The sequence below is a fragment of the Rhodococcus sp. Eu-32 genome (assembly GCF_003336925.1).
GTDB classification, from domain to species: domain Bacteria; phylum Actinomycetota; class Actinomycetes; order Mycobacteriales; family Mycobacteriaceae; genus Rhodococcoides; species Rhodococcoides kyotonensis_B.
In genome coordinates this window covers 192,057-205,755 of record NZ_QGNK01000007.1, presented here as the reverse complement: position 1 = coordinate 205,755, position 13,699 = coordinate 192,057, and the positions used below count along the sequence as shown (strand labels likewise).

At 66.8% G+C, this 13,699-nt stretch carries 16 protein-coding genes; 8 read left to right on the top strand and 8 right to left on the bottom strand.

Annotated features, from left to right (window positions below; genetic code table 11):
• Window positions 1-12: 12 nt before the first annotated feature.
• From DK926_RS11240 to nth, 4 genes are read right to left on the bottom strand one after another with little or no spacing between them, the layout of a single operon-like run.
• Window positions 13-1,203 (bottom strand): MarP family serine protease, encoded by a 1,191-nt coding sequence (locus DK926_RS11240; RefSeq protein ID WP_068426599.1) that lies wholly within the window; start codon window positions 1,201-1,203, stop codon window positions 13-15.
• A complete protein-coding gene (locus DK926_RS11235) occupies window positions 1,200-1,895 on the bottom strand; it encodes a CoA pyrophosphatase (RefSeq protein WP_068426694.1) in 696 nt (231 codons plus the stop codon). Before DK926_RS11235 ends, DK926_RS11240 begins: the two co-directional genes overlap by 4 nt.
• Window positions 1,896-1,909: 14 nt before the next feature.
• Window positions 1,910-2,569 carry a TlpA disulfide reductase family protein gene (locus DK926_RS11230; protein ID WP_114330458.1) on the bottom strand — a complete coding sequence of 220 codons (660 nt, stop codon included), beginning with the start codon at window positions 2,567-2,569 and terminating at the stop codon, window positions 1,910-1,912.
• Entirely contained in the window at window positions 2,566-3,303 is a 738-nt protein-coding gene (nth, locus tag DK926_RS11225) for an endonuclease III (RefSeq protein ID WP_243636756.1), read from the bottom strand. Before nth ends, DK926_RS11230 begins: the two co-directional genes overlap by 4 nt.
• Window positions 3,304-3,464: 161 nt before the next feature.
• Here nth and DK926_RS11220 point away from each other — a divergent pair, with 161 nt between their 5' ends.
• Window positions 3,465-3,725: a hypothetical protein gene (locus tag DK926_RS11220; protein WP_068426612.1), complete on the top strand. Its 261-nt coding sequence runs from the start codon at window positions 3,465-3,467 to the stop codon at window positions 3,723-3,725.
• Window positions 3,726-3,981: 256 nt separating this feature from the next.
• Entirely contained in the window at window positions 3,982-4,656 is a 675-nt protein-coding gene (locus DK926_RS11215; protein ID WP_019662947.1) for a Crp/Fnr family transcriptional regulator, read from the top strand.
• Here DK926_RS11215 and DK926_RS11210 read toward each other — a convergent pair.
• Entirely contained in the window at window positions 4,653-5,432 is a 780-nt protein-coding gene (locus tag DK926_RS11210) for an MBL fold metallo-hydrolase (protein ID WP_114330456.1), read from the bottom strand. The two genes, DK926_RS11215 and DK926_RS11210, sit on opposite strands and share 4 nt — an antisense overlap.
• Before the next feature lie 17 nt (window positions 5,433-5,449).
• Between DK926_RS11210 and DK926_RS11205 the strand changes: the two genes are divergently transcribed.
• Window positions 5,450-6,307: a Gfo/Idh/MocA family oxidoreductase gene (locus DK926_RS11205; RefSeq protein WP_114330455.1), complete on the top strand. Its 858-nt coding sequence runs from the start codon at window positions 5,450-5,452 to the stop codon at window positions 6,305-6,307.
• Between the two features lie 37 nt (window positions 6,308-6,344).
• Here the strand turns inward: DK926_RS11205 and DK926_RS11200 are convergent, their stop codons facing one another.
• Both DK926_RS11200 and DK926_RS11195 read right to left on the bottom strand, forming a co-directional pair.
• Complete coding sequence (locus DK926_RS11200; protein ID WP_114330454.1) at window positions 6,345-6,800, bottom strand: RidA family protein; 456 nt, start codon at window positions 6,798-6,800, stop codon at window positions 6,345-6,347.
• Window positions 6,801-6,803: 3 nt separating this feature from the next.
• On the bottom strand, window positions 6,804-6,971 hold the full coding sequence (locus DK926_RS11195; protein WP_114330453.1) for a DUF4177 domain-containing protein: 168 nt from the start codon (window positions 6,969-6,971) through the stop codon (window positions 6,804-6,806).
• 59 nt (window positions 6,972-7,030) lie between these two features.
• On the opposite strand from DK926_RS11195, the gene DK926_RS11190 reads away from it, so the two are divergent.
• Genes DK926_RS11190 through DK926_RS11170 form a run of 5 tightly spaced genes read left to right on the top strand, consistent with a single transcriptional unit; the run spans window position 7,031 to window position 13,352 of the window.
• Complete coding sequence (locus tag DK926_RS11190; RefSeq protein ID WP_114330452.1) at window positions 7,031-8,398, top strand: wax ester/triacylglycerol synthase domain-containing protein; 1,368 nt, start codon at window positions 7,031-7,033, stop codon at window positions 8,396-8,398.
• A 13-nt stretch (window positions 8,399-8,411) separates the two neighbouring features.
• A complete protein-coding gene (locus DK926_RS11185; protein ID WP_114330451.1) occupies window positions 8,412-9,779 on the top strand; it encodes a wax ester/triacylglycerol synthase domain-containing protein in 1,368 nt (455 codons plus the stop codon).
• A 28-nt stretch (window positions 9,780-9,807) separates the two neighbouring features.
• Entirely contained in the window at window positions 9,808-11,166 is a 1,359-nt protein-coding gene (locus DK926_RS11180; protein ID WP_165839557.1) for a wax ester/triacylglycerol synthase domain-containing protein, read from the top strand.
• A gap of 48 nt (window positions 11,167-11,214) precedes the next feature.
• A complete protein-coding gene (locus DK926_RS11175; RefSeq protein ID WP_114330449.1) occupies window positions 11,215-12,222 on the top strand; it encodes an ArsA-related P-loop ATPase in 1,008 nt (335 codons plus the stop codon).
• Window positions 12,219-13,352 (top strand): ArsA family ATPase, encoded by a 1,134-nt coding sequence (locus DK926_RS11170; RefSeq protein ID WP_114330448.1) that lies wholly within the window; start codon window positions 12,219-12,221, stop codon window positions 13,350-13,352. The genes DK926_RS11175 and DK926_RS11170 overlap by 4 nt, the downstream gene beginning before the upstream one ends.
• Window positions 13,353-13,358: 6 nt before the next feature.
• On the opposite strand, the gene DK926_RS11165 is transcribed toward DK926_RS11170, so the two are convergent.
• Window positions 13,359-13,682: a WhiB family transcriptional regulator gene (locus DK926_RS11165; RefSeq protein WP_068426636.1), complete on the bottom strand. Its 324-nt coding sequence runs from the start codon at window positions 13,680-13,682 to the stop codon at window positions 13,359-13,361.
• Window positions 13,683-13,699: the final 17 nt, after the last annotated feature.

The window sequence follows — 13,699 nt, the reverse complement described above, 5'->3', positions numbered from 1 at the left end:
GCGGCGTAGCCGCTACACGATGCAGGCGCCCGTGCCGACAACGCTCGAGCTGTTGACACCACTGGCCAGCTCGTCGCCGATCTCGTCGGCCGTCAGCACGAATCCGGTGTCGGGGTCGTCGACGGCCGCACCGAACACGAGTCCGAGCACCTGGCCGTCCTCGGCGACGAGCGGTCCGCCGGAGTTGCCCTGACGCACCGATCCGCGGACCGTGTACACCTGACGTTCGACGGTCCCGGTTCGATAGATGTCCGGCCCTTCAAGGTTCAGGGTTTCGCGAATACGTGCCGGACTCGCCGTGTACGGGCCACCTCCTGGGTAGCCGAGCACGATCGCGCTCTCCCCCGACACCGCAGGCTCCGGCGAGAAGTTCATGACGGGCACGTCCAGCCCGGGGACTCGCAGGATCGCGACGTCTTCTTCGGGATCGAACAGCACGACCTCGGCGTCGTAGACCGTGCCGAGCGAATCGACGGTGACGCCTTCGGTTCCGGCCACGACGTGCGCGTTGGTCATGACGACCTGCGGCGCGACGACGAATCCGGATCCTTCGAGCGCCTTCTGGCAACTCGGTGCGACGCCGGAAACCTTCAGCACGCTCTGCTGCAGCTGCGCGACGAGCGGGCTCGCGGCCAGCGCGGGATCCGGCTGTTCGACGTTCGCGACCGGCGTACGCCCGAACGGCCCGATGACGTCGGGTAGCCCGGACGTGTCGAGCAGCGCCGAGAATTCCTTGGGGATCCCGCGGAGCCACTGGGGTGCGACCTCGTCGACCTTGCCGAGCACCTGCGAACTGCGCACGGCAGTGGCGACCTCGGGTTGCGACGACGACGTCAGCGGTATCGCCAGTAGCCACGCCGCGGCGAGCACGGCCGCAGCCTGCAGGACCGCGCCGACGCCGCTGTCCACGGACCTGGCACCGCGCGAATGCATTCCGCTCCGGAGCGCCCGCCCGAGAACCATCCCGGACACCTCGCCGATGATGACGAGAACCACGATGAGCGCGATGCCGACGAACACGCGCAGCCTCGTCCCGTCGACGTGCTCGAGAACGTGCGGTGCGATCAGGATGCCCGCGACAGCTCCGAGAATGACGCCCAGAAAAGCCATCGCCGACGCCACCGCGCCCTGCCGCCATCCCGAACCCGCTGCGAGCAACGCGATACCGACGACGACGATGTCGACCCAGGTCCCGCCCGTCATCGTTCCAACCCTGCGCCAACGGCAGCCAAGCTCGCCTCCAGATCGCGAATGTCGGATGTGTCCCACTCGGTTTCCCAGCCCGAGACGGCCAGAAGACCCGCAAGAATACCGCCGGTGAAGCCCCAGACGAGCATCCCGTCCACGGCGAAAGCAGGGCCCTGATACCCGGCGGGGTGCCGGACCTGAAACCGATTGTCCGGGTCGAGCAGTTCGCGCAACGGCACACGGACGACGCGTTCTGCCTCGTTGGTGTCGACGACTCCGACGCGGCTCGGCGTTCTCCAGTACGCGAGCACGGGAACGACGTCGAATCGTGACGGCGGCACGTAGATTCCGGGCATCGTCGCGAGCGGTTGCACGCCGGACGGATCGAGTCCCGTCTCTTCCTGTGCTTCGCGTAATGCGGTGGCTATCGGAGACTCGTCGCCGGGATCGGTTGCACCACCGGGGAAGGCGACCTGGCCGCTGTGTTGCCGAAGCGTCGCAGCTCGTTGAGTCAACAGGACGTCGGCGTCGGCAGGCAGTCCCCCACGAGCGGTTGGATCGGCGTCGAACGCTCCACCGAAGAGCACGAGGACAGAGGCGGGACGCGTCGGCTCGGGGCCGACGGCTTTACGTTGCAGCACGGGATTGATGCCGTCGGTGTCGGTGAGGCCGCGTTCTCCCCCGGCTGCGTCGACGACGGCTTTCAACCACTGCGGCGCGGTCACCGGGCGATTCCGAGATCGGTGCGAACGGCCTCGTCGATCTCGTCGACGCTTCGGAAAGGTTGTGGCAACACTCTGGCGACATTGCCATCCGCGTCGACGAGAATCGACACCGGTAGCACGCTCGGCGCGCCGACCGCGGCTGCTATACGGCCTGCACCGTCCTGTACACCCGGAAGGCGAACGCCGTAGTCGGCGAGCTTCGTCAACCCGTTGGCCTCGTTGCGATCCTGGTGCACGGTCAGCACGGTCAGCTCGTCCGCAACCGAGTCGGCGTACTCCTGCAGGTGCGGAAGTTCTTCCTTGCACGGTCCACACCAGTACGCCCACAGGTTGATAAGAGCCGGCTTGCCCGCGAGCGCTGCACCCAGGTCGACGCGGCTGCCGTCGCCGATGCATTCGAGTTCGACACCGGCAAGCGGGCCGGACGAGACGGCCCCGGCAGGAGGCGTCGGACATGCATCCAGGGCGGCTCGTTCCCGCAGCGGCGCAAGTGCCTGCGCAGTATCGGCGTCGCGTCGTTCCTCGGAGATCGGGGCGCCCTGCCCCGGACCGGTCGTCGTGGTCGGTTCGTCGTTTCCCCGAGGCCAGATCGCGAACACGAGCGCGGCGACGACGACCAACGCCGCGAGGGACCACCGGCCGGCAGACGCGTTCATGACCCGCTTCCGGAAGCGGGCGTCACGCCTGACCCCGAGGGTCGTTCCGCAGGCTCCACTCCTGCCAACTCGAGAAGGTGGTCCGTCTCGGGACCCTTCACCAACGCCGCCGCAGCCACCTTGTCGACGGGTCCCAGCCCGTAGGACGGGCAGTCCTTGGCCAGAACACAGACTCCGCACGCGGGCTTGCGGGCGTGGCAGACGCGTCGGCCGTGGAAGATCACGCGGTGCGACAGATCCGTCCATTCCTTGCGCTCGATGAGCGCGCCGACTGCATGCTCGACCTTGACCGGGTCTTCTTCCTCGGTCCACTGCCACCGTCGGACGAGCCTGCCGAAATGCGTGTCGACGGTGATGCCGGGGACGTCGAAGGCATTACCGAGCACGACGTTGGCCGTCTTGCGACCGATACCGGGAAGCGTCACGAGGTCCTGCAGGTTCCCGGGCACTTCGCCGTCGAACTTCTCCAGCAGCGCCGCGCCGAGACCGATCAACGAGTTCGCTTTGTTGCGGTAGAAGCCCGTCGTGCGGATGTACTCCTCCAGCTCGGTTCGGTCTGCTTCCGCGTAATCGCGGGCAGTGCGATATCTCACGAACAGAGCAGGTGTCACCATGTTGACGCGTTTGTCGGTGCACTGTGCCGAGAGGATGGTCGCCACGGCGAGTTCGAGCGGAGTGGTGAAGTCGAGTTCGCAGTAGACGTGCGGAAAAGCCCGGGCCAGCTCACGATTCATGCGGCGAGCGCGTCGCACGAGCCCCAGTCGGGTCTCCTCGCGTTTGCGCACGTCGGGGCCCGAGGCGGCAGTCGATTTCACTCCACAACTGTACGGACAAGAATCGGCAACGAATCTGCCCTGTGTTCTTATCGAGACCTTTCGGGTGTTTACTGCTCGGTATGCAAGGACTCGCCGTGGTGCTCTTTCCAGTGCTCCTGATGATGTTCGCGCTCGCCATGGAGCGTGTGGAGTTCAGGTTGAGCAAGCTGGGGGTTCACGAGCAGGAAGTCCAGGAGTTCCTCGACCAGGCCAGTTCGTCCGAGGTCGCGACGCTCGCGAACGAGGGCATGCCGCACGCGCTCGACCGTTTCAACAACCGCAAGCGCCGCGCACCCGTCGTCGACGACTCCGAGGACCTGGCCGACCAACGCGCAAGCTGACCCCCGAAAACGCGTCGAACACCCTCGTTCGACGGTGAATTCTCGGTGAATGGTCCATTACGTGCGATTTCTTCACGACGTTTCGGTGGCGCCTGCCACTCACTTCCGATCTCGGCGACGTAGACTTCACCGAGATAAATGTCATGTTTGATTACGGACATGAGTCCGAGCGTCGTGAGAGGCGCGGACTCGTGTCGCGAGAAACGCCATCGTCGGCGCGGGTGACTGGGTCGGCGACATCCCAAAAGGAGCGCAAGTGGACGACGTCCTGGCACGGGCCGGCATCTTCCAAGGAGTCGAACCCTCCGCAGTAGCGGCGCTGACCAAGCAGCTGCAGCCGGTCGACTTCCCCCGAGGACATGTGGTCTTCAACGAGGGCGAGCCCGGTGACCGGCTGTACATCATCGTCTCCGGCAAGATCAAGCTCGGACGCCGCTCCCCGGACGGACGCGAAAACCTGCTGACGATCATGGGCCCGTCGGACATGTTCGGTGAGCTGTCGATCTTCGACCCCGGCCCCCGCACGTCGACCGCGACGACGGTCACCGAGGTGCGCGCGGTCAGCATGGATCGTGACGCACTCAAGGCGTGGATCGATCAGCGTCCCGAGATCGCCGAGCAGCTGCTGCGCGTGTTGGCCCGTCGCCTGCGTCGTACCAACAACAACCTCGCCGACCTGATCTTCACGGACGTTCCCGGACGCGTCGCCAAGGCTCTGCTGCAGCTCGCTCAGCGCTTCGGCACGCAGGAAGCCGGCTCGCTGCGCGTCACGCACGACCTGACGCAGGAAGAGATCGCCCAGCTCGTCGGCGCATCGCGCGAGACCGTCAACAAGGCTCTCGCCGACTTCGCGCACCGCGGATGGCTGCGCCTCGAAGGCAAGAGCGTGCTGATCTCGGATTCCGAGCGTCTCGCTCGTCGCGCTCGCTAGTTCTCCCGTAAGTAGGTCAGCTGCGCCTTCACCGACATGCGCGCAGCTGGCCACAGCTTCTTGTCGACGTCCGCGTAGACGTGCTTGACCACCTGCATCGGCTTGGCATCGTGACCGAGCTCGTCGAGCGCCGCCTTGATCTGATCGAGCCGTTCCAGCCGGTGCTTGCGGTAGAACCGGGCCACCTCGGAAGTGTTCGCAACCTCGGCGCCGTGCCCGGGTAGCGCGATCTTGCCGTCACCCGCGGCTTCGAGACGGTCCAGCGACGACAGGTAATCGGCGAGCGTGCCGTCCTTCGGGTCGAGCACCGTCGTGCCGCGACCGAGGATCGTGTCGCCGGTCAGGACCGCGTCGTCGAGGACGAAGCTGAGCGAATCCGCGGTGTGCCCGGGTGTCGCCAACACGGTGATGCGAACGCCCGCAGCGTCGATCACTTCCCCGTCGGTCAGCGTCGTGCTGCCGTGTACGTACTTCTCCGACAACGCGCGAATCGGCGCACCCGTCATCTTGTGGAACTTCTTCAGTCCGCCCGTGTGGTCCTTGTGGCGGTGGGTCACCAACACGAGCACGACGTTGCCCGTCGACGCCACCGCGTCGAGATGGTCGGTGTCCTTCGGTCCCGGATCGACGACGACGCAGTCGCCGCTCCCCGGTGCACGAAGAATCCACGTGTTGGTGCCGTCGAGCGTCATCTTGCCTGGATTGTCGGCGAGCAGAACCGCCGCGGTGTCGGTCACCTGCCGGAGCTGACCGTAGGCCGGGTGCGCGAGAGTCATAGCCGTACTTTAAGAGTATGAGAATCGGACTGGTAGGTGCAGGCCCCTGGGCGCGGTCGACGCATGGTCCCGCGCTCGCCGCACATCCGGGCGTCGAGTTCGCCGGAGTGTGGGCGCGACGTCCCGACGCGGCGGCGGCCGTCGGAGCGCCCGTGTACGACAGTTACGACGCGTTGCTCGCCGATGTCGACGCCGTCTCGTTCGCGGTGCCGCCGGAGGTGCAGGCACCGATGGCCGTCGCGGCAGCCGAGGCGGGCAAGCACATGCTGTTGGACAAGCCGATCGCCGCGACGCTCGACGAGGCGCGCCGGCTGGCCGACGCCGTCGGACACGCGTCGGTGCGGTCGATCGTGGCGCTGACGCGTCGGTTCGCGCCGGAGACGCGGGCGTTTCTCGCGGAGACCGACGGACGGACGTTCAGTGCCGGGTCGGGGACGTGGCTCTCGGGGGCCGTGCTGGGCGGCGAGTACTCGCTGTCCGAATGGCGCCATCGCGACGGAGCTCTGTTCGATGTGGGACCACACGTCTTCGATCTGCTGGATGTCGCGCTCGGTCCCATCGCCGGGGTCGCTCTGGCGCGACTCGATGCGGCGTCGGATACGTGGACCGTCGTGCTCGAGCACGACGGCGGCGCGATCAGCACCTCGTCGCTGTCGCTGCGGACGCCGGTGCAGCCGTCGCTGTTTCGCGTGGAACTGAGCGGCGGCGACGGTGTCGTGTCGTTGGCGGACAGGTCGACACCCGCGACGGATTGCTTCGCGGTGCTGCTCGGCGAGTTCCTGGAGTCGATCGAGTCCGGAATCGACCATCCCTGCTCGGTGCAGCGGGGTCTGCATTTACAGAAGGTGCTCGCACACGTGAGCGCGAATACATAGAGGGCTATACATTCGCGCTCACGTGGGCCGAAGGCCCCTACACCTCGACGATCAGCTCGACCTCGACGGGTGCGTTCAGCGGCAGTTCCGCGACGCCCACCGCAGACCGGGCGTGCTTGCCCGCGTCGCCGAAGATCTCGCCGATGACGTTCGACGACCCGTTGACGACACCGGGCTGCCCGGTGAATCCAGGTGCCGACGCGACGAAGCCGACGACCTTGACGACCCGCTTGATGGCGTCGACCCCGACGAGGGCATCGATGGCAGCCAGCGCGTTGAGGGCACAGACGCGGGCTGCCTCGGCGGCATCCTCGGCGGACACGTCGGCGCCGACCTTGCCCGTCGCGGTCAGTTCGCCTGCGACCATCGGTAGCTGTCCGGACGTGTAGACCAGCGAACCCGTCTGCACGGCCGGAATGTACGCAGCCAGAGGGGGTACGACGGACGGCAGCTCGATGCCGAGCTCGTCCAGGCGCGTCGACCAGTCAGCCATGCGTCAGACCTTCGGACGCTTGAAGTAGGCCACCAACGTGTCGCCCCCGTTGGGTCCGGACATGATGGTGACGAGTTCCCAGCCCTCGGCTCCGTAGTTGTCGAGGATCTGTTTGGTCGCGTGGATCAGAACCGGCGCGGTGAAGTATTCCCAGGTGATTCGTTCGCTCATGCGGGTGAGCCTAGTCGCATTGGCGCGGACCGCTGAGTGCACCTTACAGTCCACTCACCATGGCAAAACTGGACATCAAGGACGCGGCGTTCCACTTCCTGCGCGCGGTGAGCGGACCGACGGACATGTACGGCATCTACGTGTTCGACGCCGAGGACGCCCTCCCTCCCACGTTCGAGGCGATCGAAGCGCACGTCGTAGCGCGGCGGCCGGTGGTGCCGGCCCTGAACATCGTGCTGCGTGAAGCGCCACTCGGCCTCGACTTCCCGTCGTGGGTTCCCAGTGCCGGCGACACCGCCGGTCACCTGTCCGACCACGACCTCACGGGCGCGTCGTGGCCCGAGTGCCAGACGCGCATCTCGTCCATTCTCGAGGTCGGTCTCGACGCGCGGGTCCGGGCCTGGCATCTGCACGTTCTCCGAGGCGTCCGCGACGTGCCGACGGTCGACGGCGCGGCGACGGTCGTCGTCCTGCAGGTCAGTCATGCGATGACCGACGGTCTCGGTCTCACCCGCATCGCGAGTGCACTGTTCGCACCTCCCGGGACACCCCACGACGTCGTCGGCGCAGCGTTACCCGGACACGCCCCTGTCCGACGGCCACGAGCACCGATACTGGCCGCGACCGCGTCGATACTCGCGACGCCGATACGACTGGCCCGTTACGGGATTCGCATTCGTTCCGCGCGAAAACGCTACGCGGCCAGTCGTTCTCAGCTCGCGCCGCCGGTACGGCCCGGACCGTCGACGCGGCTCACGGTCGATCCCACCGGCAGCCGTGCCGTCCACATCGTCCCGTTGCCCGCGTCGGCGCTGCGGGGACGCGGGGTTCCCGTCACGGCCGTGGCCCTGGCCGCCGTCGCGTCGGCGACCGAGAAGTACCTGCGCGCACACGGCGACGACATCCCCGACGTCCTCAACGCGAGTGTCCCGGTCTCCCTGGGTCCCGACATCGAATGGTCGTCGGCCAACCGGGCTCTGTCGTGCATGGTCGATCTACACCTCGGTGAATCGGATCCGAGCAAGCGGGCTCGACTGATCGCGGAATTGGTTGTCGCCGAACGCCGACGCGTCACGTCACCCGAACTGCTCGACATCGCTCGCGCGGAGGAACTCCTGCCTGCACCCGTCGTACTTGCCGCGCAGCGCCTTCGGCAACGCCGAAAGACCGTGCGTCCGACGAAATTCTGGACTCACACGAACGTCGTCAGCGTGGACCGCGGCCGCACTCGACCGATGCTCGAATTGTGCGGCAGCCGTGTGACGTTCACGTCGGGTACGCCGATGCTGGCCGAGAACCGCCCACTGGTGCACGGCTTCTTCGGTGGCGGCGACATCATTACCGTCGTCGTGCTCGCCTGCCCCGATGTCGTTCCCGACCACGAGAAGTACGTCGAATCGTTGATCGATTCGATCCGCGAACTGTGAGAGGCTGCCACACGTGAGCCGCCTCGACATCATCGACGCCGCATTCCACTACTCCGGTGATGCGTCGCGCGACCAATACGTCCTGCTCGCGTTCGCTCCGGCCGGGCCGACGCCCACGTTTCGGCAGATCTGCGAGTTCGTCGAAGACCGAGCGCAGCGCATTCCCGAACTGGCGCAACGCATCGTCGAAGTGCCGGGCAATCTCGATTTCCCGCGCTGGGTGTTCGACGACGCACCGGCGCAGTCGCACGTTCACGAAATCTCGGACGCGCCGACGTGGCCAGAGTTCCGACGAGTCGTCGACCGCCTTCTCACCGACCCGGTCGACGCGACACGCGCGGCATGGCATATCCACGTCGCCCGCGAGGTGTCCGGGGTTCCGCAGACCCCCGGCAATGCCGTGGTCGTCGTGTTCCAGGTCAGTCACGCGTTGACGGACGGCCGGGGTGCATCACGGCTCGCGCGACTGTTGTTCGCACCGAAGCCGACCGAGACATCCGCAGGACACGAGCCCGCTCGGACGTCGCCGTCGCTTCTTCCCATCGCGATCGCCTCGGCGCTTGCTCTCCCGTTTCGGACGGCGACTGCCCGCGTCGCGGCATGGCGGGCACGTCGCGACTACGAGCGCGTGCACGGTTCGACACCAGCGCAACGCGATTCACCGCGCCCCGCGATAGCGAGCAATGCAGACCCGACTCCCGCACGCGTATCGCACGTACACGTATGTCCGCCACACCTTTTCGCGAATAAGTCCGTGTCGGTGACGACGCTCGGGCTGGCCGCGGTGAGCCTGGCCACGGAACGGTACCTTGCCGAAATAGGCGACGAGGCGCCCGAGAGCCTGAATTCTCTTGTGCCGATGGCCGTTCCCGAGGATGCGCGGTGGACCGCCGTCAACCGCATCGTCAACGGAACCGTCGATCTGCACGTCAGCATCCCCGATCTGCGGCAGCGGGCCCGCGCGATTCGCGAGTCGTTGTCGCGCGCCCGCGCCGAGATCGCAGACCCCGCTCTGCTGCGATGGATCACCGCAGAGAACCGGATCCCCGCGCCGGTTTTCCTGGCCATGAAGAAGCTGAACGCCCGTCGCACACCGCCGAACCATCGCGTTCCCGAATCGGTGCTGACGAACGTCACCGTGGTCAGCGTCGACCGAGGCGATGCAAATCTCGAGCTGTGCGGTCGACCGGCCACCTTCACGGCCGGGTTTCCGATGCTCGGGCCTGCTCGGTCGCTCACCCACGGTTTCTACGGCCTCGGCGACGCTGTTTCGGTATGCGTCGTCGCGTGCCCCGACACGTTCCCGGACCACGAGCGCTACGCCGAAATTCTGTCGGCGGCAGTGGCGGACGTTGCACAAGCGACAGCCGATCGTTCCTGAGGGGAACGCGCATGACACTGTTGTTCCTGTGAGTCGTCTCGATCTGCTCGATGCCGCTTTTCATTTCGCCGCCGCTCGGAACGGGTCGCGTGACCACTACACGATGTACGTGTTCGATTCGCCGCCTGACGGGGCACCCGAGACCGGCGCCATCGTCGACTACGTTCGCGTTCGGGCCCGCGACATTCCCGAGCTGAACAGACGAATAGCTCACGTTCCTCTGAATCTGGACCTCCCACACTGGGTTCACGACGATCGCCCCGTCGAGTCGCGGGTCGTCCTGCACGACTTGACAGGCGGCACCTGGACCGACTTCGAGAATCTGCTGGGCCGACTGAAGGAGACTCCTCTCGACGCTGCGACGCAGGCGTGGCGCCTACACATCGTGCACGGACTCACGGAAGCGCCGAGAACCGTGGGTTCACCGACTGTCGTCGTCCTCCAGATCACGCACGCGTTGACCGCCGGAGTGGGCGCAGGGCAGCTGGGTCGCGCCCTCTTCGGACCCACCGGGCAGGCACTCTCCCTGCCAGGCCACGGTAGGCCGACCGACATCGGCACGCTCGCCCTTCGTGCCGTCGGGGCCGCGTTCGCACTGCCGGCGCGAACAGCGTCCTACCTTGTGCGAGCGAGCAAGACGCGCCGGGCATACCGCGACAGCAACCCTGACACCAGCGCAGATCGCGCGCGACCGGTCGTGCGGGGCAACGACGATCCCACGCACCGCCGCGCCGTTCACGTCCTCACGTTCGACGCCGACTCCTTCCGGCGGCGCGGTCTGTCGCTCACGACGCTGGGTCTGACGGCCCTCGGTCTCGCTTCGGAGCGATTCCTCGCCGAATTCGGCGAGACGATTCCGTCGACATTCAATGCACGGGTTCCGATTGCGATGCCCGACGACGTGGACTGGTCGGCCGCGAACCGTGTCGTGACGGCCGGAGTCGAGCTGTTCGTCGACGAACCGGATCTACGCCGCCGGGCCGAGGCCATCCGTGGGTCACTCGCCCTCGCCCGAGAGCGGGCGAACGACGCGGCTCTGCTGCGCTGGGCCCGCGCCGAGAATTGCGTCCCCGCACCGCTGTTCCTTGCCGCGCAACGACGCCGGCAAGCCCGCCTACGCCCGACGGGCACGACCGTCCGCGCCAACACCATCATGGTCAGCGTCAACCACGGACCGCGTGATCTCGAACTGTGTGGCGCACGCGCGGTGTTCTCCGGCGATTTCCCGATGCTCAGCGACGGGCACTCCGTCACCCACGGTTTCTACGGGCTCGGCGACGCGGTTTCGGTATGCGTCGTCGCGTGCCCCGACACGTTCCCGGACCACGAGCGCTACGCCGAGATCCTGGCCGACGCCGTCGCCGATGTTGCCGACGCAACGAGCTGAAGTGCGTTTCTGACGAGGCAGTTCACGATTCGTCTATATGGTCGTGGTGTGGCTACATCGAGTTTCGACGGCTGGCCGGACAAGGCTGCCGCCGCGCGACTTCATTTCGTCTCGGGCAAGGGCGGCACCGGGAAGTCGACGGTCGCTGCCGCGCTGGCGTTGGCGCTCGCCGCCGACGGGCGCCGCGTCCTGCTGGTCGAGGTCGAAGGACGGCAGGGCATAGCCCAGCTGTTCGACGTTCCGCCGTTGCCGCCGACGGAGACGCGCGTGGCGTCGGCCGAGGGCGGAGGCGAGGTCTACGCGCTCGCTATCGACATCGAGACGGCGTTCCTCGAATACCTCGACATGTTCTACAACCTCGGCTTCGCCGGGCGCGCGATGCGGAAGATCGGCGCCATCGAGTTCGCGACGACCATCGCCCCCGGCCTGCGCGACGTGCTGTTGACCGGCAAGGTCAAGGAGTGCGTCATCCGCACGGACAAGGCGGGCCAGCGGGTCTACGACGAGGTCGTCGTCGACTCCCCGCCCACGGGTCGGATCGGGAACTTCCTCGACGTCACCAAGGCGATGGCAGACCTCGCGAAGGGCGGTCCGGTGCGCTCGCAGAGCGAAGGCGTCGTGCGGCTGCTGCACTCGGCCGACACCGTCGTACACCTCGTCACGCTGCTCGAGGCGCTGCCGGTGCAGGAAACCGCCGACGCAGTGCGCGAGCTCGAAGCAGCGGACCTGCGCCTGGGCACGGTCGTCGTCAATCGCACCGAGCCTGCCTATCTTCCGGCGGACGCGCTGTCCGACGCGGCACACGGAACCGTCGACGCGGCAGCCATTCGGACCGGGCTGGAGAAGACCGGGATTTCGCTGTCCGACGACGACTTCGCGGGCCTGCTGACCGAAACCATCGAACATGCGTCGACGCTGTCCGCGCAGGTCGAGAGTGCCGCCCAGCTCGACGAGTTGGACACGGCACGCCTGCACCTTCCCATGCTCGCCGACGGCGTCGACCTCGGTGGGTTGTACGAACTGGCGGCGGAACTCAGAGAGCAGGGTGTGAAGTGACCCTTCCAGGCAAAACGACAGTTCTCGACATCGACAGGATTCTGCGCGACGCGTCGTCGCGCATCGTCGTGGTGTGCGGGGCAGGCGGCGTCGGCAAGACGACGACGGCCGCCTCGATGGCGTTGCGGGCCGCCGAGGAGGGACGCAAGGTCGTCGTGCTGACGATCGATCCGGCGCGGCGTCTCGCGCAGGCACTCGGGGTCGGTGAGCTCGACAACTCACCCCAGCCGGTGAAGCTGCCCGCCGGGGCGAAGGGCGAGCTGCACGCGATGATGCTGAACATGCGTCGCACGTTCGACGAGATGGTCATCGAGCATTCGACGCCCGAGAAGGCCGAGCAGGTGCTGGCCAACCCGTTCTATCAGACGGTCGCGTCGTCGTTCTCCGGCACGCAGGAGTACATGGCGATGGAGAAGTTGGGCCAGCTCGCCGCGGATCGGACGTGGGATCTGATCGTCGTGGACACGCCGCCGTCGCGTAACGCGCTCGACTTCCTCGACGCCCCGCAACGTCTCGGATCCTTCCTCGACGGCCGGTTCATCCGGTTGCTGATGGCCCCCGGCCGCGGCCTGACACGCATGGTGACGGGCGCGATGAGCCTGGCACTACGCGGAGTGTCGACGGTGATCGGCAGCCAGATGCTGACGGATGCGTCGGCGTTCGTGCAGTCGCTGGATTCGATGTTCGGCGGCTTCCGGGAACGTGCGACGCGCACCTACCAGCTCCTGCGGGCACCGGGCACCAGTTTCATCGTGGTCGCGGCGGCGGAGCCCGACGCGTTGCGTGAGGCGGCGTTCTTCGTGGACAGGCTCAGCGGTGAGGGGATGCCGCTGGCCGGCCTCGTGCTCAATCGGACCCACCCGACGCTGTCGGCGTTGCCGGCCGATCACGCGGTCACGGCCGCGGACCAGTTGACGGACGTCGACGACGACGCAGCCGCGTTGACCGCGGCGGTTCTGCGAATCCACGCTGCCCGTTCGGTGACCGCGACTCGCGAACTGCGTCTGCTTCGACGGTTCACGTCGGCGCACCCGCGAGTTCCGATCGTCGGCGTGCCGTCGTTACCGTTCGAGGTGTCGGATCTGCACGCCCTGCGTGCGGTGGCCGATCAGCTGACGCAGTCGGCCTGACCGCCGTCAGATCGCAGCTTGCTGCTGGCGCTGCGACTCGAAGAAGTCCGCCCATGATTCGACTTCGGGGTGCTGCTTGAGAAGTGCACGCCGTTGCCGTTCGGTCATCCCACCCCAGACGCCGAATTCCACCCTGTTGTCCAGTGCGTCGGCTCCGCACTGCATCAGTACAGGACAGTGCCTGCAGATCGTTGCGGCCTTACGCTGTGCCGCCCCCCTGACGAAAAGCTGGTCAGGATCCGTGCCCGAGCATCTGGCCTGGGACACCCAGGCAATTCGAGCTTCTGCTTCTTCGACATCGAGCCGCGCCGGTGCTGCTGTCGTGTGCATTTGCGGATACCCCTTTG